Here is a 23,301-nt window from a genome sequence, read left to right as displayed (position 1 = left end):
GCACAACCTATTTGTTTTGTCAATAAAATAATTGTAGAATAAAACACATTTTTATCGATAAACATCAAAACGCGGGAAACCGACCGCTGCTAAGCGGGCGGCGTCCCGTGATATGCTTTCAGCCGATTTCCCGCAATCCGCCGCTGCCGGACGCGATGCTCTGGATACGTTTATGAAAGACAACCTGTACAAATACGATGTAATCGTCATGAAGGACACCGATACAGGGGCGCAGACCTATATTGTGGCGGATACAGGGCCTGTGCATCCTGCGCGGAACGGAAGCCGGGACGGGCAAAAATAACGCCCGGGGGGGCGAGAAGTATTCGCTGAGGACGACCACAGACGGAAGATTTGTAGCTGTGGTTGACGATGACATTTTGGCCAACCTGGACACGGAGCATTGGAACAGTGAAACAAAAAAAGCGGCGCAAAAAGCAGCCGCAAAAGCGCTGATGAAGTTCTCGGACGGTATCGTTGTAAATGGTATCACGAGAAAAGTTAACAAGGTATCCAGAGACGAATACACAAGATCGAAAGACACGATTCGGCTTGCAAGAAATAATCCTTCCGCTTTTGCTGACAAAATGAGAGCGGCAAGTGCTGTGGATGACGTTGTGATTGCGGCAACGGATTGGGCGCGAGATGGTGGGGTGATACATCCAAGATCAGACAAATTTGTTGATTTCGACCACGGGAAAACGCTGATTGAAGCGGGGGATTCCACATACAGTGCAGAAGTTGCAGTCGGGATTACCAAAAATGGGGACGCTGTTTTCTATGATGTTGTCGATTTGACGCCAGTGAAGTTTGAACTGAAAAAAGAGGAATCCCACTCCGCCGTCACAGCGGTAGAACCGCGTAACGCCATTACTGGGGATTCCTCTGGGGACAGTATACGCAAAAGCAGCAGAAATGTCAATAGCGTTTCTGACCAGACGGAAACGGAGAATTTCAAGAAGTGGTTCGGCGACTGGGAGAAGAATCCCACCAAGGCGAGCAAGGTTGTGAATGAAGATGGTACGCCGAAGGTGGTGTACCATGGGACCAATGCGGAGTTGAAGGGTGAGGCGGAGTACCTGAAGCAGGTGGTGCAGATTCAGAAGAAGCACCACCTGCCTGAATCAGCTGCCTTTCTGCCCGTTACCGCTCCGATCCGTGGAAGAACAGGGCCAGCATACCGGGGCCCACATGGGCGCCGGAGAAGGGCTCGTGCGGGACGATGATGAGTTTGCCGGGATTTGCTACGGCCCGAACCTTTTCTGCCAGAATCTCGGCATCCTCCGGGCAGTCACCGTGAGAAATGGCGACGATCCGATGCTCCGCGTCGAGCTGCTTCTGGGCGTACTTTTCCACAAGCGCGTCGATGGCCTTTTTCCGGCCCCGGACTTTGGCGCAGGAGACAATGTGACCCGTGGCGTCACCGTAGAGAATGGGCTTGATGTTCAGCACGGTGCCGATCATGGCAGTGGCTCCGCTGACCCGGCCGCTGCGCTTCAGAAAGTTCAGGTCGTCCACGGTGAAATACTGGCAAATATGGGGCACATCCGCATCCAGCAAAGCGCCGGACTCCCGGGCTGTTTTGCCTTCCCGGCTCAGCTCCGCGGCGCGGATGGCAAGCAGACCGCTGCCGAAGCCGCAGCCGTGGGAATCCACGATATGAATATAGCGGTCCGGATATTCCTCTTCCAGTTCATGCTTGGCGTTCACGGCTGCCTGATAGGTGCCGCTGATGCCGGAGGACATGGAAACATATACCACGTCCTGCCCGGCTTCCATAGCTTCCCGGAAATGCTCCAGGAACAGGTGGGTATTGAGCAGACTGGTGGTGATTTTGGCGCCGCCGCGCAGAGAATCATAATAGTGGTGGACATCAAAGCTGTCTATGTCGCCCTGATATTCCTTCTGTACCCCGTCAACACAATAGCTGCAGGGCAGCAGGGTGATGCCTTCCAGACAATCCTTCGGCAGGTTGGCGCTGCCGTCCGCAAATACGATAAAAGCCATTTGTCATCCCTCCGTTTTCTTTGATAACCATTATAGGCTGTTTATGCATTTTGGGCAAGGAAAACCGTGCAGCCGGGTATCGACTGCACGGTGAACGCACTCTACTCTACCGCCTTTGAGAACTCTACTATGGGTAGAATTCGGCCTATCTCAAGAATTCTCGCCGGAATTCCGGGCGGAGCCTCTGTTTCTGCGGTAATTTCTGTAGTTTCCCCGACGGCGGTTCTTCTGCTCGCCGCTGGGGGAAGCCCCCTCCTTCAAACTTTCTCCGGCGATTTTTTGGACTGCCGCGGAAGATTTCTGCTCAGCGGGGGTACCCTGCTCATCTCTGGGAGGGCGGGGCTTTCTGGGCCGCTCCGGTTTTTGCTCCTGCTGCGGTGCGGGATTCTGTGCCTGCTGGCGGGTTTCGGGCTTGGGGCCTCTGGAACGGCGGCGGTCATTCCGCCGGGGCTTCTGAGGACGTTCTTCCGCTTCCGGGGCAGATTCCGCCGGAGCCTCCGGCTCGTCTACAATGGATTCTGTACTGTAGCGGAAGCGGATCGGCTCCAGCACCATGGCATCCTCCTGCTTCGGAGCCGCCTTGGGCCGTATGCCGCTTCCGGAAATGGGGGCCAGATCCGCGGGGATGGGAGGATCGTTCTTCTTGGCCTTGCCGCTGCGCAGCACGGCCACTTCCTCATTGGCAAAGGTGGAAATGGTATCGGGGTTGTTCTCCATACGCACCTTGACCCGCTGGCGCAGAATGTCCGCCTCAATGACGGTGCCCCGGCCCTCGGGGGTATCCACAAAGGATTCCGGCTTGGGGCTGGTGCGGATCAGGGCTTCATAGGTGTCCTGCTCATATTTCAGGCAGCACATGAGCCGTCCGCAGGTGCCGGAAATCTTGGTGGGATTCAGACTCAGGTTTTGAGATTTGGCCATTTTGATGGAAACAGGCTGGAAATCATCCAGAAAACTGGCGCAGCAGAAGGGCCGTCCGCAGATGCCCAGGCCGCCTACCATTTTGGCCTTATCCCGGACGCCAATCTGCCGCAGCTCGATGCGGGTGTGGAAAACGCTGGCAAGATCCTTGACCAGCTCCCGAAAATCCACCCGCTCGTCAGCGGTGAAATAGAAAAGAATCTTACTCCCGTCGAAGGCGCATTCCGCACTGACCAACTGCATGTCCAGACCGTGGGACTGGATCTTCTGCGCGCAGACGGCCTCTGCCTTGGCCTCTTTGGCACGGTTTTCAGCGACAATCTTCTCGTCCTGGGCGCTGGCCTTTCGCAGGATCCTCCGCAGAGGCGCCACAACGTCCTTTTTCGGCACCCTGTGGATGCCGCTGGCACAGATGCCAAATTCCTCACCCCGGGCGGTATCCATGATCACATGGTCTCCCTGGACAAGGGTAAGCCCGTCCGGGTCAAAGAAGTAGACCTTCTGCCCCGGCCGGAACTGAATATCAACAACGGAGACCAGCTCCGGAGTATTGGTTTGTTCCATAGTGTTCTCCTAACTTTTATCCATAACCGCAGACGCGGAAAATTTCGAAGTACTTTGTAAATATTGGCCTGGTGGTGGATAAATTGTCAATTCGAATATTGCTTTGCTTCGGCGGATCGTTTTATCGCAGCGCCCACTCCAGGTAGCCGCACACGGCGGCGGGGGAGACGTTGCCTAAGGTATACTCTCTGGCCTTGCGGACCAGGGTGTACTGCCGGTGGAGGGTACGGCTGTCCAGGGCGGCGGCCAGGCGGCGGGCCTGGTCGGAGACGGTGCGCATGCCGCAGGAGGCGGTGAGGGCGTTTTCCAGCAGCATCTGCCAGTCCTGTAAAAGCTCTGCGAGGGCATCCCGTTTGCTTTTTTCCAGAGGCACCAGCAGCTGCATGAGCAGAAGCGCGTCCTTTTTGCACAGGGCATCCACAAGCCTTGCTGTCTCCTGACGTACCTGGCCGTCCTCGTCCAAAAGGCGTTTGGCCTGACCCAGAAAGCCGCCGCCGCGTTCCGCCGCGGCAGAAATGGCCTCGGCGGATACACCGGTGTATTCCTGTTCCAGAACCCCCCGCAGCAGATTCCCGGGCAGAGGCTGCATCCGCAGTTCCGTGCAGCGGGAGCGGACCGTGGGCAGCAGGGCATCCGCGTTGGTGGTCAGCAGAATGAAAACACCGTAGGACGGCGGCTCCTCCAGCACCTTCAGCAGGGCGTTCTGCCCCGGCAGACCCATATCCTGGGCCCGGGGAAAGAGGTAGATCTTATGCTCGGATTCGTTGGGCTGGATGTAAATATCCGCCCGGGCCTCACGGATCAGGTCTACGGGGACGGTCTTCTTTTCCGGGTCGTCAATGGTGATGTAGTCCGGATGGACTTTTTCCCGCACCTTCCGGCAGGGGGTACAGCTGCCGCAGGGCTTGTGGGCCCCCTGGCAGAGGATGGCCGCGGCCAGAAGGTCCGCCAGGGTGTGCTTGCCGGACCCCTCCGGGCCGGAAATCAGATAAAAATGGGAAATATGGCCTTTTTCCAGGCTCATTTCCAGATTTGCTTTGATATGCTCGTTTCCAAGCAGTCTTTCGAAGCCCATTTTTTAGCCCCACAAGGCGGAAAGCATGGGGATGATCTGCTTCTTGCGGCTCATGACATGGGGCAGGAACACGGTATTGTCCTTGGGCGTAACGCCGAAGGCCTGCTGAATGGTATCGTCGTCGCCCACATACAGCAGCTGGGTGCCTTCCAGCAGCACATCCGTCAGCATCAGCAGTACCATCACCAGATTCTCCTTTTCGCATTGCTTACGCATATACTCCAGGAACTCGTCCTTGCGCTGGAGCATGCTGGGGCTGTCCACGCAGGTGATCTGAGAGACGGCAAAGTCATGGCCGGCGATGTGGAATTCCTTGTAGTCTGTAAACAGCAGCTCCTGGGCTGTCTTGTTGCCCAGAGAACCGGAGAAGATGGCCTTGCCCAGCTCGTCCAGAGAGACGTCGGCCATGCGGGCCAGCCGTTCCGCCATTTTCCGGTCCCGCTCCGTGCAGGTGGGGGATTTGAACATAACGGTGTCGGAGAGAATGGCCGCCGCCATCATACCGGCCATGCCCTTGGAGGGCATCAGCCCCCGATCCTGGTACATTCCGGCAAGAATCGTATTGGTGGAGCCTACAGGCTCATTGCGGACGTAGATGGGGTTGGTGGTCTGAATATCTGCCAGACGGTGGTGGTCGATGATCTCCAGAATCTCTGCCTCCTCCAGACCGGGTACGGACTGAGCGGCTTCGTTGTGGTCCACCAGAACCACCCGCTTCCGGCGGGGCCGCAGCAGGTGATACCGGCTCAGTACGCCCGCGATTCTTTCATCCCCGTCCAGAATGGGGTAGCAGGACTCTCTGTGCTTCAGTACGGTTTCTTTTACGTCGTCCACACGGTCCTCCAGATGGAAGCAGACCAGACCATCCCGGCGGCAGATGCGGCCAATGGGGGTGGACTGGAAGATCATGCGGGTGGCCCGATAGGCGGCATAGGGCGTGGAGATGATGCAGGTAGTGGTGGGGAAGTTCCGCAGCTCCTCACACAGCTCCGCCTGACACAGAACTACGGCGGTGACATTCATTTCCAGCGCCCGGCGGATCATATCCGGCTGATGGCCGCAGAAGACGATGGAGTCCTTCCGGCTCCACAGCAGGCTCTCCCGGTCATGGGGCAGCGCAATGGTGACCTTGCCGGAGATGGTGTCCACCTGGTCGCCGGCGTCGTTGAGTACCTTGCCCTCCAGGGCGGACAGCACATTGAACAGGGGCACATCCGCCAACTCGGCCCCCGCGATCAGGTCCATATTGTATGTAGCGATATAGTCCTTGGAGAGCATGCCGTACAGGGTGCCGTCCTCGTTGGCTACGGGGAGGGCGGGAATGCTGGGCTGCGCCTGGAAGGTCTTCCAGGCCTGGGCTACGGTGACGTTGGCGTCCAGCACCGGGGGCGTATCAAAATCCAGGTCCTGAACCTGGGTGTACATACTGGTTATGCGCTTGGGAGCCTCAAAGCCGAAGCGATCCAGCACCAGTTGGGTCTCGTCGGATACACGGCCCAGGCATGCGGCTTTATACTCCCGGTCTCCTACGGCGTTGCGCAGGGCCGCATAGGCCATGGCGGCAACGATAGAGTCTGTGTCCGGGTTTCTGTGCCCGGTTACATAAATGGGATCCATAAATCTCCTCCTTGATGGTTGAATTTACTCTGTTTTCGGCTGTATTTCTCCCGCCAGGCTGGCGGCGAAAAGATTTGCAATCTGTTTTTGATCCATACCCTGTCCCAGGCCCCACATGAGCTTGGTGTAGGCAGCCTCTGAGGTCATATCCATGCCCTGAATAACACCCAGCTCCAAAAGCTTATTGCCCACCTGGTAGACCCGCAGGTCGGCGCTGTCGTACAGGCATTGGGTGGTGATGACGACGCTGATGCCGTCCTCCACGGCTCTGCGGATGCCCCGCAGCCCCTTGTGCAGCACATTGACGCCGCCAAGGCCGAAGGCCTCAATGACGATGCCCTTGTAGCCCATGGCCGCCAGCATATCGAAAATGGCAGGGCTCAGGCCCGGCGTCAGCTTCAGCAGAAAGACTTCCCGGCTCAGCATGGGCTTCAGCTGGGCGGGGCCGTGCGGAATGGGCAGCGCCTGCTCGTCCACCACCAGTCCCTGATTGGTGACTGTGGCTACATAGCGGGCGTTGACACTTTCAAAAGCGGAAAAGCCGGAGGCACGCACCTTTACCGCCCGGCAGCCCAGCATGACCTTTCGGTCAAAGGCCAGGAATACGCCGCTGCGGCCCGAAGCCGCCATGGCGAAGGCCGTCCGCAGATTGGCGGGGCCGTCGGAGAGCATGTCCGTCAGAGGAAGCTGAGAGCCGGTGAAGACCACGGGTCGGTCGATATCCGGCAGCAGAAAGGTTACCGCCGAAGCCGTATAGGCCATGGTGTCCGTACCGTGGGAGACCACGACGCCGTCGTAATCCAGCCGATTTTCAAAAATCGCCCGGGCGATGAGCTGCCATTCCTCCGGGGTGATGTTGGAGGAGTCCAGGCAGATTACGTCCTTGACGGTGATATCATAGTAGCTGCGCAGCTGCTCCAGCTCCCGCTCCATAATGGAGCTTTTCTGGGGCTCCAGCCCCTCCCCGCCGGGGGCACAGGCAATGGTGCCGCCGGTGGTCAGCAGCAAAATATGCTTTTTCATGCATCCTCCTGAAAAAATACGATCTCTGCATAACATTATAGCCATTGGGGGCCAAAATAGCAAGTATTTTTCTGAAAGTATGGGAAAAGCCCCACCGTAAAGGGGCAAAAACGGTGGGACGGCAGATTTGCCGTCCCACCATGTCCTCTTACAGCGGGGCTAATATTGAAACGGACAGCGGTTACTCGATGAGTCCGCTTTCTTTCAGCAGCAGCTCAATGTCGGTGCCACGGGTCTTTTTGATGAGGATTTTCAGCATTTCCTTTTCCTTGAAGGACAGAGGAGCCTGGGAAATGGGCTTCTTGTCGATGGCGTAGTAGCAGGCGCGCAGCAGTTCCCGGACGTCGTATTTGCTGCCCCAGACCTCGGGAACGGCCCGGTCTACGTTCAGCAGGGTGTAGACGGATTCCATACCGGTACGCATGGAGTACTCGGTGGTGAAGATGGTGTCTCTGGGGGTCTCGGCGAACTGGCCGATGAAGGCGAAGTTCACAGCGCCGTCGGGCACGACCTTAGGACGGTCGGATTCCTTTCTGGGCTGGAAGAAGGCGTTGATATAGGGCATATAGCAGGTGGTGGTGTTGCAGGCGCTCTCCGCCAGCTCGGGGATCTCCTCCTCGGGCACACCGATGTGGTACAGCCACTCCTGACAGATCTCTTCGCCGGTGCACTCCCGCATGGCCTTCTTGACGAACTGGCCGGGCTTGTTGGTGGTCAGGCCGTATACCCAAACCAGAACGGTGTCCTTGTCCTGGGCCTTGAACTGGGGCTGACGGTTGATGGTCCAGCTGAGGTACCAGTTGTCGGTGCTGTCCTTGACGGTGACAATGCCGCCGGTGGTGACTTTCCCGGCACGGGGGTCACGCTGGCAGATATCCATAATGTGGCGGATGATCTTCTCGTCTTTGGTCTGCACGGTGGCGCTCATCCAGTTGGTGGCTTCCACATCGGAGCAGAAGGCATCGGGATTGCCGTACTCGCCGTTCTTGGCCTGGGCGGCAATGTTCTTCCACAGATCCCAGCTCTCGCCGCAGCCATTAACGATGCCGCTGAGGTCCGGGGCGTGGGTCTGGTCGCCGTAGCAGGAGGTGTCGGTGCAGCAGCCGTTGGTGATGAACACCAGGTCATCTTCCACCAGGTCGATGGACTGTTCCACGCCGTCCTTGACGTAGACGATCTTCCGGGCAATCTGCCGGTCACCCACATGGTCGATGACCACGTTCTTCACGTCCATGCCGAACTCTACTTTCACACCATGGGCTTCCAGATAGCGGACCAGAGGCAAAATCATGCTCTCATACTGGTTGTACTTGGTGAAGCGCAGGGCGGAGAAGTCGGGCAGGCCGTCAATGTGGTGGACATAGCGGCAGAGGTACCGCTTCATTTCCAGTGCGCTGGACCAACGCTGGAATGCGAACATGGTCTGCCAGTAGAGCCAGAAGTTGGTATCCCAGAAAGAATCCGGCAGGATGTCAGAAATCTTCTTGTCTTCCAGCTGGCTTTCCGGGGTCATAAACAGCTTGGAAAGGGCCATGGCGGACTCCCGGTCCAGCTTGAACTGCTTGTCGGTGTGGGCATCCTGACCGCACTTCACGGTAGCACGGCAGAGGGAATAGTTGGGGTCGTGCTTGTTGAGCCAGTAGTATTCATCCAGCACGGACACGCCCTGGGTTTCAATAGAGGGAACATCCCGGAATACATCCCACATGACCTCAAAATGGTTGTCCATTTCCCGGCCGCCGCGCATATAGAAGCCCTTAGAAACGTCCTTCCGGCCATCGCAGCTGCCGCCGGCCAGATCCAGCTTTTCCAGCAGATGGATGCGCTCGCCCTTCATCTGGCCGTCACGGACCAGGTAGAATGCGGCAGTCAGACCGGCAAGGCCGGTGCCGATGATATAAGCGGACTTGCTGTCCACGCCCTGGGGCTTTTCAGGATGTGCGAATGCTTCATAAGTGCCTGCGGAATAATACATAAAACCTTACCTCCATAGTTTCCTGTGTACCCCAAACGCGGATGGCATTGCGAGCCGCCGGATATTTTGGGGTGCGTTTTGTTTTTTCTGATGGCATTAGTATACCCCCGATTATCCGTTCTGACTATGAACAGAAAATCGGGGGTGATAGAGTTTTCAGCACGGAGCCGGTGCTGCTGTATTTTTTGGCAATCCGGGGGATTTGTTTAGAATCAGCGGATCACGGTGCCGTCTGCCAGGGTGATGGTGTAGCCATTCAGGTTCAGAGTACCGTTGTTCGTAAGGCTTGTGATGGCGCAGTCGCCGGTGAGGGTCCAGGTGCAGCCTTCACTGATGGTGACAACGGCGTTATTGTCTACGGCGGCACCGCTCTGGGCATTGTCAAGGATATTCACAGTGCCTGTGAATTCCGTTCCGTCCTCCAATGTCAGATTCAGGGTGGAGATGGTGTCCACAAAAATATTGCCCTCCAAGGTCTGGGCCTGGGCCGTCAGCTCCACCTGGGCGCCGTTGCTTCCGGCGGTGCCCCAGCCGCGGCTGGCGGAGTTGCCCACGACGCGCAGCAGCGCGCCGGATGTGTCCAGATTGCTCAGAGCCGCGTTTTTCAGGGTGATGATACTGTGTGTGTTGGTAACATAGAACAGATCCCCAGCCGTACCTGTCAGGCTGCCGCCTTCCATGGTGAAGGTGGAGGTACCCACCTGGGCGTCGCCGGACATAGACTGATAAATCATGACGGTGTGGATGTTTTCGTCGGAGCTGGTGCCCTGATCCGTCATGGAGCCGGAAACGGTGCAGTCGGAAAGGGCGATGCTGTTTTTGCCCTCAATGACCAGAGCTTCGGAATTGCTGGCGGTCAGAAGCGCGTTCTTTACGGTAATGTCCGCTGTGGAGTAGACCGCCGGGGAGTTCAGGCCGTTGGAGGTATAGGTGCCGCCGTCCACATTGACCGTTCCGCCGCCCCGGTCGGACCGGATGGCCGCGGCGGAATTGCCGGAGGTGGTGACGGTCAGGCCGGAGGCGTTGGTGGTACCGCCGCTGGTGGTCTGGATGCCGCCGGAATTGTCGGCGGTGGTGGTGATGGTGGAATTGGAGATGTTCACGGCAGTGCCCTCGCCGTAGCTGAACACGCCGTTGCCGTTCTGGGCAGAGGATTCCACCTGAGCATTCTCAATAGTGACGGTTGCGCCGTTGGTGGCAAGCAGAGCGGCGTTCATGCCGTAAAAGTCGCCGTCCTCCGTGTTGGAGCTGGAACCGGCGGTTTTCTTTACAACGATATCCTTCAGGGTCACGGCCGCACCGTCAACACGCAGGGCGTTCTCGTCATCTCCCTGAGAGAGGAATTCGCCGGTGTAGCTGCCATCCTCGGAGATGGTATTGGCGCTGGTGCCCTGGGTCACTTCGCCGCTGCCGCCGAAGCCGCCGGGCATACCGCCGCTCTGGCCCTGCGCAGAGAGCACTTGCACGGCTGCCGCGGTTCCGTCAGAGCTCAGTGTCAGCACCAGAATGTCATCCACCGCCAGAGTATCTACAGTGACGCTCTGCTCGTTTTTGGTGATTTCGGCATTGGACAGATCCAGGGTGCGGGCCTCGCCGCTTTCCTGGAAATTCATACCGTCGGGCTGTCCTTTGGGCATCTGACCGTTGCCGGGAGCCTGAGCACTGTCGTCGCCGGGGTTATCAGGCGGCGTCTGGCCAGCGTTTCCACTGGGGACCTGACTATTGCTGCCGCTGGGCATCTCAGGGGGTGTCTGGCTGCTGTCACCCTCCGGCTTCTCGGGCGGCGTTTGACTGTTGTTTCCGCTGGGGGCATCCGGGGGGGTCTGGCTGTTATCGCTGCCCGACATATCCGGCGGGGCCTGACTGTCCATGTCGCCGGGCTGTCCCTCTGTCAGACTGCCAAGGGAAAGTGTAACGGTGCTGCCTTCAATGGCAGTGATCTTCCCGGTCAGGCTGGTTTCGGCCTGCTCTGTGGCCGTGGTCGCCGCTATGGTCGTCTCCGTTTGGGTATTCCGGGAGCAAGCCGCCAAGCTTAGGGTTATGGCAGCGGACAACACGATAGAAATCAATTTCTCAAACATAATTCTGGTTCTCCTTCCCGGCCTTTGGGACCGTTTGTTTTTATGGCATTGTTATACCCCGCCGACCTGAAAAACACCTGAAAAAGAAATGAATGAATTGAGAATAAAAAACCGCCCCGGTTTTGCACTGGCAAAACCGGGGCAGGGAAGGAATATGCTTAGCCGCCGAAGACGCTCAGCAGGAAGCCTGCGGCGATGGCGGAGCCGATAACGCCGGCCACGTTGGGGCCCATGGCGTGCATCAGCAGGAAGTTGGAGGGGTTGGCCTTCTGGCCTTCCTTATTGGCCACACGGGCAGCCATAGGAACGGCGGAAACACCGGCGGAGCCAATCAGAGGATTGACCTTGCCCTTGGTGGCCCAGCACATGACATTGCCGCCCAGCAGACCGCCGGCGGTGGAGATGCCGAAGGCGACTACGCCCAGAACGACAATCTTCAGGGTCTGCGCGGTCAGGAAGGAGGAACCCACCATGGTGGAGCCCACGGCAGTGGACAGCAGGATGGTGACGATGTTCATCAGAGCGTTCTGCACAGTATCGCTGAGACGGTCGGTGCAGCCGGTCTCCTTGAACAGGTTGCCCAGCATCAGGCAGCCGATCAGAGGAGCGGTGTCAGGCAGCAGCAGTGCCACGAACATGGTGACCATAATGGGGAAGATAACCTTCTCGGTCTTGGTCACGTTGCGGGTCTGGACCATCTTGATCTTGCGGCTCTCGGGGGTGGTCAGCAGATTCATAATGGGGGGCTGAATCAGAGGAATCAGGGCCATGTAGGAATAGGCTGCCACGGCGATGGCGCCCAGCAGATGGGGGGCCAACTTTGTGGTCAGGAAGATGGCGGTGGGGCCGTCAGCGCCGCCGATGATGCCGATGGAAGCGGCTTCAGTTCCCTTAAAGCCCATGCAAACGGCACCGAAGAAGGCAACGAACACGCCCAGCTGTGCGGCAGCGCCCAGCAGCAGGCTCTTGGGGTTGGAGATCAGAGGACCAAAGTCGGTCATGGCGCCAACGCCCATGAAAATCAGGCAGGGGTACAGGGAGGTCTTGACACCGATGTAGAAGATGTCCAGCAGACCGCCCTGCCGCATGATCTGGCCGAAGCTGTGGAAGAAGGGACTTGCGGGGTCCATGAAATCATTCCACAGGTCCTGATGATACAACCCGGCGTTGGGCAGGTTGGTCAGCAGACAGCCAAAGGCAATGCCAACCAGCAGCAGAGGCTCGAACTTTTTGACAATGGCCAGGTACAGTAGTACGCAGGCGATGGCCAGCATCACCAGGTTCTGCCAGCCGTTATTGGAGACAAAGCCGGTAATAATCGCGGAAAAACCGGAATTACCCCACAGCTTTCCAAGGATAGCACCAACATTCATTGGAAGCCCTCCTTAACCGATCACGACCAGAGGCGCACCGGTGTCCACGTTGGCACCCTTGGAGACCAGAACCTGGGTAACGGTTCCGTCCTTGGGAGCCATGATTTCGTTCTCCATCTTCATAGCCTCCAGGACGCACAGAACGTCACCGGACTTGACAGCCTGACCGGCAGTGACGTTGACCTTCAGGATGTTGCCGGGCATGGGGGCGTTGACGGGCTCACCGGCGCCGGTCACCACAGGAGCGGCGGCAGGAGCGGGAGCGGCAGCGGCAGCAGGGGCAGCAGGGGCAGCGGCAGGAGCGGCTGCGGGAGCGGCGGCAGGTGCGGAAGGCGCAATGGCTTCGTACTCGTCCAGCAGGATGGCCTCACCGGCTTCAACCTCGATCTCGTAAGTACGGCCCTTCAGAGTCACTTTATATTTCATGATTATTTGACCTCCTTAATGGAAATGAAGCGCAGCTCGTTCAGAGGCTTGCCCATCTTGTCGGCCACGATGGCCATGAGCATGGCTGCGGTCTTGGGCTCCACATCATGGAGCTTCAGTTCACCGGCGGAACCGGGAGCCACAGCCTTGGGGGCGGCGGCAGGAGCGGCGGGGGCAACAGCCTGGGCGGCAGCGGCAGCGGTGGCGGCCAGCTTCGTATTCTTGGAAGCGAAGTACTTGCCCAGAACCATGACAACCAGCATCAGCAGAACGATGCCGAAGAAAACCACGGCATAGCCCAGCAGCGCGTACACACCGGCCTCGCCGATGGTAATATCAGAAGTAAGCAGCATAAGGCATCCTCCTTAGGCTTCGGTAATGGTATAGGTAACCTTGTTCTCTTCCTTTGCCTTGCGGCCTTCCAGGAACTTCTCGGCCTGAGCGGGGAAGCAGATATAGCTCATGACATCCTCTTCGGACTGAGCCAGATCGCCCAGAGCAGCCTTGGCGTCCTCAAACTCCTTACCGGTGCGCTTGCTGTCTTCCACACGGCAGTCCTGAGGAGCGGTCATACCGGCCTCGTCCAGGATGCGCTTCTCCAGGTCGGCGTCCACGGGAGCGGGGGCAATGCCGTACTCGCCCTTGAAGTAAGCCTTGACTTCCTTGGAGATGTTCTTGTAGCGCTCGCCCACCAGAACGTTGGTAACGGCCTGGTTGCCAACCATCTGGGACAGAGGAGTGACCAGAGGAGGATAGCCCATGTCCTTCCGGACGGAGGGAATCTCGGCCAGAGCGGCGTCGAACTTATCCATGGCGTGCATATCGGTCAGGTTGGCGATCATGTTGGACAGCATGCCGCCGGGGACCTTGTAGACCAGAGCCTGGGCGTCGGTACCCATGGACTTGGGATTGATGCGGCCGGAGTCGATGTACTTCTGCTTGACGGGCTTGAAGTAGTCGTTGACTTCGTTGATGACCTTCTCATTCAGGCCGGTCTCAATGCCCAGCTCGCTGAGGGCATAGTAAATGGTCTCGGTGGCGGGCTGAGAGGTGCCGTTGGAGAAGCAGGAGGTGGCGGTGTCGATGATGTCCACACCGGCTTCCACAGCCTTCATAACGGTCATGTAAGCCATACCGGTGGTGCAGTGGGTGTGCAGCACCAGAGGCAGGGTCACGCCTGCGTCCTTAATGCCCTTGAACAGCTGCTCAGCCTCGTTGGGGCTCATGGTACCGGCCATGTCCTTCAGGCAGATGGTGTCAAAGCCCATGCTCTGCAGCTCCTTGCACATCTCGGCGTACTTGGCGGGAGTGTGTACAGGGGACTGGGTGTAGGAAATACAGCCGGAAGCCACGGTGTTCTTGGTGGCGTACTTCTTGGTAGCCTCCAGAGCGGTGCGGATATTGCGGAAATCGTTCAGAGCGTCGAAGATACGCAGAACGTCGATGCCGTTCTTGATGGACAGCTCTACGAACTTCTCTACAACGTCGTCATGATAGTGCTTGTAACCCAGCAGGTTCTGGCCCCGCAGCAGCATCTGCAGACGGGTGTTGGGCATGGCCTTGCGGAAATTGCGCAGCCGCTCCCAGGGATCCTCATCCAGGTAACGCAGGCAGCTGTCAAAGGTAGCGCCGCCCCAGCACTCGACGGAATAGTAGCCGGCCTTGTCCATAGTGGAGAGAATGCCCTCCATATCGGCAAAAGGCATACGAGTAGCCATCAGAGACTGGTTTGCATCACGAAGGACGGTTTCAGTGAATTGGACTTTCTGAGCCATTGGTTTTAACCTCCGTTAAAATGAATATATCCACGGCAAATGGGGAAATCTCTGGGGATAAACAGACTCCGTTGTCATTGCGAGACAGTCAGCAGACTGTCGTGGCAATCCCCCGGATATTCAGTGCGTGCGAGTAACCGGGAGATTGCCACACCAGTGTGCGCACTGGTTCGCAATGACACGGTTCTTTTTTGGCGGATGCGCCCGGTTTATCCCTACAGATTCACCCCACTGCCGCAATTTCAGATACCAGCAGGGGAAAATCCCCCTGCTGGTACCGTGAAAACGAACACTTTCAGGCCTTAAGCCTTGGGACCGGCGGCGACCAGAGCCTTGCCAGCCTCGTTGCCCTCGTACTTGGCGAAGTTCTTGACGAACCGGCCAGCCAGATCGGCAGCCTTGGCTTCCCAGTCGGCCACATTGGCGTAGGTGTCTCTGGGATCCAGAATGGCGGGATCCACACCGGGCAGCTCCGTGGGAACCTCGAAGTTGAACACGGGGATGGTCTTGGTGGGCGCGGTGTTAATGGCGCCGGACAGAATGGCGTCAATGATACCACGGGTATCCTTAATGGAGATACGCTTGCCGGTGCCGTTCCAGCCGGTGTTGACCAGGTAAGCCTTGGCGCCGGAAACCTGCATCTTCTTGACCAGCTCCTCGGCGTACTTGGTGGGATGCAGTTCCAGGAAGGCCTGGCCGAAGCAGGCGGAGAAGGTGGGGGTGGGCTCGGTGATGCCGCGCTCGGTGCCGGCCAGCTTGGCGGTGAAGCCGGACAGGAAGTAGTACTGGGTCTGCTCGGGGGTCAGGATGGACACGGGAGGCAGAACGCCGAAAGCATCGGCGGACAGGAAGATCACGTTCTTAGCCGCGGGAGCGGTGGAAACGGGACGAACGATGTTGTTGATGTGGTCGATGGGATAGGACACACGGGTGTTCTCGGTGACGGACTTGTCGGCGAAGTCGATCTTGCCGTCCTTATCCACAGTGACGTTCTCCAGCAGAGCATCCCGGCGGATGGCGTTGTAGATGTCAGGCTCGGACTCCTTGTCCAGGTTGATGACCTTGGCGTAGCAGCCGCCCTCGAAGTTGAACACGCCGTTGTCGTCCCAGCCGTGCTCGTCGTCGCCGATCAGCAGACGCTTGGGGTCGGTGGACAGGGTGGTCTTGCCGGTGCCGGACAGGCCGAAGAAGATGGCGGTGTTCTCACCGTTCATATCGGTGTTGGCGGAGCAGTGCATGGAAGCAATGCCCTTCAGAGGCAGGTAGTAGTTCATCATGGAGAACATGCCCTTCTTCATCTCGCCGCCGTACCAGGTGTTGATGATGACCTGCTCGCGGGAGGTGATGTTGAAGGCCACGCAGGTCTCGGAATTCAGGCCCAGCTCCTTGAAGTTCTCGACCTTTGCCTTGGAGGCATTGTAGACGATGAAATCGGGCTCGAAGTTCTTCAGCTCCTCAGCGGAGGGACGGATGAACATATTGGTGACAAAGTGTGCCTGCCATGCCACTTCCACAATAAAGCGGACGGCCATGCGGGTATCCTTGTTGGCACCGCAGAAAGCGTCCACAACGTAGAGCTTCTTGTTGGACAGCTCCTTGATGGCCAGCTCCTTAACGGTCTTCCAGGTCTCCTCGCTCATGGGGTGGTTGTCGTTCTTGTACGCGTCGGAAGTCCACCACACGGTGTTCTTGGAGTTCTCATCCATGACGATGTACTTGTCTTTGGGGGAACGGCCGGTGTAGATGCCGGTCATAACGTTGATGGTGTTCAGCTCAGTCTTCTGGCCAACCTCGTAGCCGGTCAGGCCGGGCTTGGTCTCTTCCTCGTACAGAGCCTCGTAGGAAGGATTGTGGACGATTTCGGTGGTACCGGTAATGCCATACTTTTCAATGCCGTATGTTTCCATGATTGGTTCCTCCTGATTTTTAATTATGGCGTTAAGTAGAAGCGGAAAACCGCTTTTTAACACAAATTGGTAAAGCCAATTCGGGAAAACCCGAGGTTCACCACATACATATTAACACAACAAATCCAGATTGTAAACAGGTTTTTCGATATTTTTTTACTGCTTGACACTTTCTCCGAAATGTACAAAATTTGTTTACATCTTCACAGGAACTTAATAATTATCCCCTTTCTTTCTTCACATCTTCCGGGTATACTAAAGACAAATCAGATTTGATTTTGATCTTTTTCATTTTCCTCTCCTCTTTTTTGTTGCAGAATCCGCGGCTGACAGGCTGCGGATTTTGTCGTATGTGCAAAACGGCAAAATGGTAAAAGAAAGAGAGGAAAAAACTGGGCAATTTGCCGGACGAAAAAGGCGCGGCCTTGCAAAGCGCGGCCTTGGGGGAGGCATGATTGACAATTATGGTGTCCCTCCGGGACGGAATCTGAAGTATTCTCTTATTTGCTTCCGAAGGAAACGCCTTTGTTGTCAATGCATCTGCCGTAAACGAATGCCCCGCCGCTCTCCGTTTGGAAAGCGGCGGGGCGTTTTTGCACTTAAAATCAGAACCGCACGGGCTTGATGTGCCAAATCTCGTCGGCGTACTGACGGATGGTGCGGTCGGAGGAGAACTTGGAGCCGGAGGCGATGTTCTCCAGGCACTTGCGGCCAAAGGCCAGCCGGTCGGCATAGTCGTGGTTTACCCGCAGCTTGGCGTCCATGTAGGAGGCGTAGTCCAGCAGCACGAAGTAGTTGTCGGCCTTGTGCCAGGAGGCGCCGTCCAGCAGGGCATGGTACAGTTCTTTCTGGGCATCGTCCGTGGGAACGGTGCCGTCCACCAGGGTGTCGATGGCACGGTGCAGGTGGCTGTCGGTGTCGTAGATGCCCCGGGCATAGTAGCTGTCCTTGGCGGCGTTGATCTGCTCCACGGTGTGGCCGAAGATATACTCGTTCTCCATGCCGGCCTCCTGGGCAATCTCCACATTGGCACCGTCCAGGGTACCCAGAGTCACGGCACCGTTGAGCATCAGCTTCATGTTGCCGGTGCCGGAGGCCTCGGTGCCGGCAGGGGAAATCTGCTCGGAGATATCCGCGGCGGGGATGATATGCTCGGCGTAGGAGCAGTTGTAGTTCTGAACGAAGACCACCTTCAGCTTATCGGATACGGCGGGATCATTGTTGATCATCTTTGCAATCCGGTTGATATAGCGGATAATGGCCTTGGCCCGGGCATAGCCGGGGGCGGACTTGGCGCCGAAGATATACACGGTGGGATGGAAGTCAGGCAGCTCGCCGTTCTTCAGACGGAAATAGATATCCACAATGGACAGAGCGTTCATCAGCTGACGCTTGTACTCATGGAGCCGCTTGACCTGGACGTCAAAGATGAAGTCGGGGTTCAGCTGGACATCTTCCTTTTCGGCAATGACCTTGCACAGCTGCTCCTTCTTCTGACGCTTGATGGCGTTGAACTGACGGACCATGTCATCGTCGATCATGGGCTTCAGATCGGCCAGCTTGTCCAGATCCTTCAGGAAGTCACCGCCGATGCGGTATTTCAGCATCTGGGTCAGTTCGGGGTTGCACAGGCCCATCCAGCGCCGGGGGGTCACGCCGTTGGTCTTGTTCTGAAAACGGTCGGGGAAGACCTGGTACCAGTCGCGGAACAGATCGTCCTTCAGAATCTGGCTGTGGATCTCGGCCACGCCGTTGACATAGGTGCTGACGTAGACGGAGAGATTCGCCATGTGGGCGGTGTTGTCTTTGATAATGTAGAGACCCGGGTGCTCCCACTTCAGCTTTTCATCAATGCGGCGTATGATGTCCACGATCTCGGGGACGACGCTGCCAAGCAAATCCAGGGGCCACTTTTCCAGAGCCTCGGACATGACGGTGTGGTTGGTGTAGGAGAAGGTCCGCTGGGCGATGGAGAAGCTCTGCTCGAAATCCATGCCCTCTTCCATCAGCAGCCGGATCAGTTCGGGGATGGACATGGCGGGATGGGTGTCGTTCAGCTGCACGGCATAGTAGTCGGCAAACCGGCTCAGGTCGTTGCCATGGGCGGTTTTGAAGGTCCGCAGCATATCCTGCAGGGAGGCGGAGGACAGCACATACTGCTGCTTGATGCGCAGACGCTTGCCCTCCCAGGTGGAGTCATTGGGGTAGAGAACACGGGTGATGTCCTCGGCCTTGTTCTTCTGATCCAGAGCCCGCAGGTAATCCTGGTCGTTGAAGGCGTTGAAGTCCAGCTCTTCCTCGGCCTCGCACTGCCACAGACGCAGGGTGTTGATGTTGTGCGTGCCGTAGCCGATGATGGGCACGTCGTAGGGAACGGCCAGCACGGTGTGGTCCGGGAACTTGACCTTTACGGTATGGTTATACCGGCGGTAAGACCAGGGATCGCCATACTTGGACCAGTCGTCCGCGTTCTCCTTCTGGCTGCCCTGCTCGTCAAAGCTCTGCTTGAACAGGCCGAACTTGTACCGAAGGCCATAGCCGGACAGAGGCAGATCGCAGGAGGCGGCGCTGTCCAGGAAGCAGGCGGCAAGCCTGCCCAGACCGCCGTTGCCCAGAGCGGCGTCCTCGATGTCCTCCAGCACGGCCAGGTCTACGCCCTGGGCGGCAAAGAGCTGCTTCATCTCGTCCAGAATGCCCAGGTTGTACAGGTTGGAGTAAACCAACCGGCCAATCAGGTATTCGGCGGAGAAGTAGTAGGCCTTCCGCTGCTGCAGACGGGCCTTCTTGCTGCTGCTCCAGTTGTCGGAAATGGCCATCATGACAGCCTCGCCCAGAGCCTCATGCAGTTCCTGAGGGGTGGCTTCCTGCAAGGTGACGTCGTAGGTGTATTTCAGCTGTGCCTCGGTCCATTTGAGGATGTTTGTGCAGTTGTAACTCATGTTCATGCTCCAATCCAAAATACGGCTTCCGCCGTAAGATTTCAAAATAACAGGGGGTAGGTCCCTCTGCATTGGTCCGCGGCGCCGCGGCAGACGGCGCGAAATGCCGCCGCCAAAGCGCGCGCCCGATGTATAGAGTAGCGTTTTCGGAATCCGTTGTCAAGCAATTTCTGGAAAAGCGCTTTCGTTTTCGTGAATTTTACTACCTCCGAAAGGATTTTTTGTACCTTACAACCAGTTTCAGCTACCCGAAGAAGACACCGGGGATGAAAAGACCTTATTGCGCAAACAGCGCGTCATAATCATAGGAACCGTAGAAGGCGGCATTGGCGGCGCAGTAGTTTTCGTAGTTTTCCTTTGTCAGGCGGTGCGCATCCTCCCGCATCCACCGGAGCATCCGGGAATTGATATGCTCTCCGTAATGGCCGGCATCCCGGTAATTATCGGCATCGCATATCATATCGTATTCGTCAAAGAAGGAGTACAGCCGGATGTTGTCGCAGGTCAGCAGGAGCTCAATGGCGTATTTTTCCGCGTCCAGCTGGCGCTGCAGGTTGCCGGTGCGGTCCATGCGGTCCCAGAAGAAGATGCTGTAGGGACTGAAGAACAGATAAAAGGTCACATCCGGGTTTTCTTCTGCCAGGGAGAGGACGTTCAACTCCAGATTTTCCTGAATGGTTGCCCGGTCCTCGTCCGTAAGCGGGTGGGTGGCGGTTGATTTGCCGGGCCGTGTATAGGTCTCGTTAATCGCGTCACGGCCCAGGGTGTACCAGTCTGCCCACCGGCAGTATTCGTCCATACTGAAGGCGGGTTTTCCCTCCAGAGTCTGCTGCAGGACATAGTCTGTAGCCGTCAGAAGGACGGTCTTGTTCATCAGATAATAGACATCGTTAAAGGGATTGTCGTCATAAAGATATTGAGGGTACCAGCTTGCGTCATAACGCAGCTCCTGGGGGTCACGGATCAGACCGTTGTAGTCAAGACACTGGAACACCATTTTCAGGTTCGGCGTCCGCTTCAGGGCGGTTTGGGTCTGCAGATAGATTTCGTGGTAGGTGGAGCCGAACAGAGCATCTAACTCGGAGGACTTGAAGTTTTCTGCCATGGAGGAGCCGGTGATGATGGTGTCATAGTCAAAATTGCGCAGAATCCCGTCATTCTGGTAGCGGCTGTCCAGTCCCGGAACGGCGACCCCGGGCAGGGGCTTGTGATAGTGAAAATAGGGATCCAGCAGCAGGGTCTTCCCGCACAGCAGGAGCAGAAGCACACCTACCGCACCGAAAAAGCCCAGGGCCCAGCCTTTGCTTGTCTTTTTCATAGAACCTCTCAGAAATTAAAGTACAGGAATGTGCTGACGCCGCTCAGGGAGAAAACGCTCCACACGAACACGACGGCTGCATAGACCATCCGTCCGGCGGTGGGCTGGAAGCGCTCTGTCTTTTCCAAGTCATTCGGCAGGAACAGAACGGAGAGCAGATTCAGCAGGAAGAACCCGATGAGCATTGCCAGATAGTTGGGCGAGTCGATGGAAAACCACCGGCGCAGGGCCGTGACCTCCGGCAGATGGAAGGCGGAAAGATAACCCTCCGCCACAGGACCGAAGTTCCCGGAGAACAGGGCGGAGATAAATCGGAAGCCCTCAGACAGGGAATTGGCCCGGAAAAAGACCCAGGTGATATTCAGAAATGCAAAGGTCAGCAGCCAGCGCAGCCATTTGGGCGGATGCAGCTTTTGAAGTCCGGGAGACGCTTTGACCATCCGGGTGAGCACAGAGGCCGCGCCGTGGAGGACACCCCAGAACAGAAAGCTCATGCCGGCCCCGTGCCACAGACCGCTGATGAGGAATACAAGTATTACATTGACGTAGGTCCGCAGCTTCCCCTTCCGGCTGCCGCCCAGAGGAATGTAAACATACCGTGTCAGAAAACGGGTCAGGGTTTTGTGCCAGCGATCCCAGAAATCCTGGATATCCAGGGCTTTGTAAGGCGAGTCAAAGTTTCCTGGAAGATTGATATTCATCATTTTTCCGATGCCCAGGGCCATATCGCAGTAGCCACTGAAATCCAGGTAGATCTGCAGGGTGTAGGCCAGCATGGAAACCAGCGCCCCGGTGCTGTCCAATGCGTCCACTCCGTTGAAGCCAACGTTGGCCACATTGCCGAAAAGATCCGCCAGCAGCACCTTTTTGCCGAGCCCCAGGGAAAAAAGATAGAGGCCCCGGGCCAGGTTGTCCCAGTTCAGCCTCCGGTTTTCCGGGGCGCGGAGCTGGGGAATCAGTTCATCATGTGTCACAATGGGACCGGCAATCAGCTGGGGAAAATAGGCCACAAAGCAGGCGTATTCCAACAAACTGTACGCTTCCGTCTCTCCCCGCCAGCTGTCCACCAGAAAGGAGATCTGCTGGAAGGTGAAGAAGCTGATGCCAAGGGGCAGAACGATGGTGTGCAGAGTGAAGGTTTCGCCCAATATGCTTCCGGCTTCGGTCAGAAAGAAATTCATGTATTTGTAGTAAAACAGCACGCCGATGTTGGCAAGCAGCCCCAGCGCCAGAAGAATGGTTTTGCGAGGAGGGGCAGTCCTCTGCTGCGCGTTCTCAGAAGCGGCGGCCTTTTGCATCAGACGGCTCAGAAGATAATTCCCGCCGATGCTGCACAGAATGATTGGAATGTACTTGGGGTTAAAGTAGCCGTAGAACCACAGAGACATTCCCAGCAGGAACAGCAGCGCAGGCTTCCGGCTGGGCAGACGGTTCAGGCTGAACCAGCCCACCAGGCAGAGCGGCAGGAACAGCAGGACGAAGATATAGGAGTTAAACAGCATCCGCCGGGCTCCTTTCGACCAGGTCCCGCAGCTGCATTGGGGCCATTAAAGGCTTGCCCATGGGGTCCGCAAGACGCTGGCACTCCATGCGGCAGGTGTCGATGGAGATGCTCAAAGATTCCCCTCCTGTTCCAAAGACAGAAGGTTCTCAAAAGCGGATATCCGCAGGTCATACTTTTCCGGCGTTCCGAAACCGTAGTCCGCCCAGACAAAAGGCAGGCCCGCGGCATAGGCTGCTTCCATATCCCCCTGTGTGTCGCCGACATAGGCGGCGGAGGTGATGCCGTATTTCTCCAAAAGAGTGCGGATGGTCGTGCCCTTGTCCGTACCTGTATCGCCGAAGCACAGATGGCCGGTAATCAGCCCGTCCAGGCCCAGCTTGCCGATGCACAGCTCCGGGTAGCCCTGCTGGCTGTTGCTGACGATGAACAGCCGGTGGGTTTTGGAAAGGGCAAGCAAAGTCTCCTTCACTTTGGGATAGCCGATGGGACATTCGTTCTCGTGGAGATATTGGTTCTCCGTGGCCATACACCGCTCCATGAGAGAATAGCGGTCCGCCGGAGCTAGATCCCCGAACAGCGCGTCAGCGATTTCCGTCATGACCTTGCCGAAAAGCGGCCGCAGGGTTTCCGCGGTCACGAAGCGATCGGTCATGCCCTCCCTGCGCAGCTGGATATTATACCCCTCGGCAACCAAAGCCCGGGAATCCCAGAGGGTGCCGTCGATGTCAAAAATAAGACTTTCCAAATTGTCCTCCTTACTGTAACGAATTGACAATTGACAATGAACAATTGACAA

19 protein-coding genes are annotated in these 23,301 nt (G+C 57.2%); 2 read left to right on the top strand and 17 right to left on the bottom strand.

Annotated elements, in window-relative coordinates:
- The first annotated feature begins 112 nt into the window (after window positions 1-112).
- Window positions 113-304 carry a hypothetical protein gene (locus KQI10_RS04200; protein WP_216566155.1) on the top strand — a complete coding sequence of 64 codons (192 nt, stop codon included), beginning with the start codon at window positions 113-115 and terminating at the stop codon, window positions 302-304.
- Between the two features lie 58 nt (window positions 305-362).
- Window positions 363-1,226, top strand: coding sequence for a hypothetical protein (locus KQI10_RS04195; protein WP_216566154.1), 864 nt, complete (start codon window positions 363-365; stop codon window positions 1,224-1,226).
- Here the strand turns inward: KQI10_RS04195 and KQI10_RS04190 are convergent.
- The 17 genes from KQI10_RS04190 to KQI10_RS04115 form a co-directional block, all read right to left on the bottom strand.
- Window positions 1,144-2,007: a DegV family protein gene (locus KQI10_RS04190; RefSeq protein ID WP_216566153.1), complete on the bottom strand. Its 864-nt coding sequence runs from the start codon at window positions 2,005-2,007 to the stop codon at window positions 1,144-1,146. The genes KQI10_RS04195 and KQI10_RS04190 overlap by 83 nt on opposite strands.
- Window positions 2,008-2,157: 150 nt before the next feature.
- Window positions 2,158-3,492: a stage 0 sporulation family protein gene (locus KQI10_RS04185; protein WP_253285132.1), complete on the bottom strand. Its 1,335-nt coding sequence runs from the start codon at window positions 3,490-3,492 to the stop codon at window positions 2,158-2,160.
- A gap of 121 nt (window positions 3,493-3,613) precedes the next feature.
- The gene (locus KQI10_RS04180; protein WP_216566152.1) at window positions 3,614-4,567 is read right to left on the bottom strand and encodes a DNA polymerase III subunit; all 954 of its coding nucleotides are present in this window, start codon (window positions 4,565-4,567) and stop codon (window positions 3,614-3,616) included.
- Window positions 4,568-4,570: 3 nt separating this feature from the next.
- Window positions 4,571-6,184, bottom strand: a complete 1,614-nt coding sequence (locus KQI10_RS04175; protein ID WP_216566151.1) for a putative manganese-dependent inorganic diphosphatase — start codon at window positions 6,182-6,184, stop codon at window positions 4,571-4,573.
- A gap of 24 nt (window positions 6,185-6,208) precedes the next feature.
- Window positions 6,209-7,207 carry an asparaginase gene (locus KQI10_RS04170; RefSeq protein WP_216566150.1) on the bottom strand — a complete coding sequence of 333 codons (999 nt, stop codon included), beginning with the start codon at window positions 7,205-7,207 and terminating at the stop codon, window positions 6,209-6,211.
- A 181-nt stretch (window positions 7,208-7,388) separates the two neighbouring features.
- The gene (locus KQI10_RS04165) at window positions 7,389-9,182 is read right to left on the bottom strand and encodes an oleate hydratase (RefSeq protein WP_216566149.1); all 1,794 of its coding nucleotides are present in this window, start codon (window positions 9,180-9,182) and stop codon (window positions 7,389-7,391) included.
- A gap of 212 nt (window positions 9,183-9,394) precedes the next feature.
- Window positions 9,395-11,263 carry a proline-rich domain-containing protein gene (locus KQI10_RS04160; RefSeq protein WP_216566148.1) on the bottom strand — a complete coding sequence of 623 codons (1,869 nt, stop codon included), beginning with the start codon at window positions 11,261-11,263 and terminating at the stop codon, window positions 9,395-9,397.
- A 158-nt stretch (window positions 11,264-11,421) separates the two neighbouring features.
- On the bottom strand, window positions 11,422-12,636 hold the full coding sequence (locus KQI10_RS04155) for a sodium ion-translocating decarboxylase subunit beta (protein ID WP_216566147.1): 1,215 nt from the start codon (window positions 12,634-12,636) through the stop codon (window positions 11,422-11,424).
- A gap of 12 nt (window positions 12,637-12,648) precedes the next feature.
- Window positions 12,649-13,062 (bottom strand): biotin/lipoyl-containing protein, encoded by a 414-nt coding sequence (locus KQI10_RS04150; protein WP_216566146.1) that lies wholly within the window; start codon window positions 13,060-13,062, stop codon window positions 12,649-12,651.
- Between the two features lie 2 nt (window positions 13,063-13,064).
- Complete coding sequence (locus tag KQI10_RS04145) at window positions 13,065-13,415, bottom strand: OadG family transporter subunit (protein WP_216566145.1); 351 nt, start codon at window positions 13,413-13,415, stop codon at window positions 13,065-13,067.
- A gap of 12 nt (window positions 13,416-13,427) precedes the next feature.
- Window positions 13,428-14,837, bottom strand: a complete 1,410-nt coding sequence (locus KQI10_RS04140) for a pyruvate carboxylase subunit B (RefSeq protein ID WP_216566144.1) — start codon at window positions 14,835-14,837, stop codon at window positions 13,428-13,430.
- A 302-nt stretch (window positions 14,838-15,139) separates the two neighbouring features.
- Window positions 15,140-16,744, bottom strand: coding sequence for a phosphoenolpyruvate carboxykinase (ATP) (gene pckA, locus KQI10_RS04135; RefSeq protein ID WP_216566143.1), 1,605 nt, complete (start codon window positions 16,742-16,744; stop codon window positions 15,140-15,142).
- Window positions 16,745-17,349: 605 nt separating this feature from the next.
- On the bottom strand, window positions 17,350-19,683 hold the full coding sequence (locus tag KQI10_RS04130) for a glycogen/starch/alpha-glucan phosphorylase (RefSeq protein ID WP_216566142.1): 2,334 nt from the start codon (window positions 19,681-19,683) through the stop codon (window positions 17,350-17,352).
- Between the two features lie 277 nt (window positions 19,684-19,960).
- On the bottom strand, window positions 19,961-21,001 hold the full coding sequence (locus KQI10_RS04125) for a hypothetical protein (protein ID WP_216566141.1): 1,041 nt from the start codon (window positions 20,999-21,001) through the stop codon (window positions 19,961-19,963).
- 8 nt (window positions 21,002-21,009) lie between these two features.
- Window positions 21,010-22,503, bottom strand: a complete 1,494-nt coding sequence (locus KQI10_RS04120; protein ID WP_216566140.1) for an MBOAT family protein — start codon at window positions 22,501-22,503, stop codon at window positions 21,010-21,012.
- Entirely contained in the window at window positions 22,493-22,618 is a 126-nt protein-coding gene (locus KQI10_RS11800; protein ID WP_256445298.1) for a hypothetical protein, read from the bottom strand. Before KQI10_RS11800 ends, KQI10_RS04120 begins: the two co-directional genes overlap by 11 nt.
- Window positions 22,615-23,250: an HAD family hydrolase gene (locus KQI10_RS04115; protein WP_216566139.1), complete on the bottom strand. Its 636-nt coding sequence runs from the start codon at window positions 23,248-23,250 to the stop codon at window positions 22,615-22,617. Before KQI10_RS04115 ends, KQI10_RS11800 begins: the two co-directional genes overlap by 4 nt.
- Window positions 23,251-23,301 lie beyond the last annotated feature (51 nt).

The organism is Pseudoflavonifractor sp. MSJ-30, assembly GCF_018918045.1.
Taxonomy (GTDB): domain Bacteria; phylum Bacillota; class Clostridia; order Oscillospirales; family Oscillospiraceae; genus Faecousia.
The sequence above is the reverse complement of the archived record's forward strand: the minus strand, read 5'-3'. Positions and strand labels throughout refer to the sequence as shown.

Bases quoted from the DNA above. Each gene is read 5' to 3' on its own strand.
- KQI10_RS04175 (WP_216566151.1), bottom strand. From the start codon at position 6,184: ATGGATCCCATTTATGTAACCGGGCACAGAAACCCGGACACAGACTCT.
- pckA (WP_216566143.1), bottom strand. From the start codon at position 16,744: ATGGAAACATACGGCATTGAAAAGTATGGCATTACCGGTACCACCGAA.
- KQI10_RS04155 (WP_216566147.1), bottom strand. From the start codon at position 12,636: ATGAATGTTGGTGCTATCCTTGGAAAGCTGTGGGGTAATTCCGGTTTT.
- KQI10_RS04145 (WP_216566145.1), bottom strand. From the start codon at position 13,415: ATGCTGCTTACTTCTGATATTACCATCGGCGAGGCCGGTGTGTACGCG.
- KQI10_RS04180 (WP_216566152.1), bottom strand. From the start codon at position 4,567: ATGGGCTTCGAAAGACTGCTTGGAAACGAGCATATCAAAGCAAATCTG.
- KQI10_RS04125 (WP_216566141.1), bottom strand. From the start codon at position 21,001: ATGAAAAAGACAAGCAAAGGCTGGGCCCTGGGCTTTTTCGGTGCGGTA.
- KQI10_RS04150 (WP_216566146.1), bottom strand. From the start codon at position 13,062: ATGAAATATAAAGTGACTCTGAAGGGCCGTACTTACGAGATCGAGGTT.
- KQI10_RS04170 (WP_216566150.1), bottom strand. From the start codon at position 7,207: ATGAAAAAGCATATTTTGCTGCTGACCACCGGCGGCACCATTGCCTGT.
- KQI10_RS04165 (WP_216566149.1), bottom strand. From the start codon at position 9,182: ATGTATTATTCCGCAGGCACTTATGAAGCATTCGCACATCCTGAAAAG.
- KQI10_RS04200 (WP_216566155.1), top strand. From the start codon at position 113: ATGCTTTCAGCCGATTTCCCGCAATCCGCCGCTGCCGGACGCGATGCT.
- KQI10_RS04140 (WP_216566144.1), bottom strand. From the start codon at position 14,837: ATGGCTCAGAAAGTCCAATTCACTGAAACCGTCCTTCGTGATGCAAAC.
- KQI10_RS04130 (WP_216566142.1), bottom strand. From the start codon at position 19,683: ATGAGTTACAACTGCACAAACATCCTCAAATGGACCGAGGCACAGCTG.
- KQI10_RS04190 (WP_216566153.1), bottom strand. From the start codon at position 2,007: ATGGCTTTTATCGTATTTGCGGACGGCAGCGCCAACCTGCCGAAGGAT.
- KQI10_RS04120 (WP_216566140.1), bottom strand. From the start codon at position 22,503: ATGCTGTTTAACTCCTATATCTTCGTCCTGCTGTTCCTGCCGCTCTGC.
- KQI10_RS04185 (WP_253285132.1), bottom strand. From the start codon at position 3,492: ATGGAACAAACCAATACTCCGGAGCTGGTCTCCGTTGTTGATATTCAG.
- KQI10_RS04160 (WP_216566148.1), bottom strand. From the start codon at position 11,263: ATGTTTGAGAAATTGATTTCTATCGTGTTGTCCGCTGCCATAACCCTA.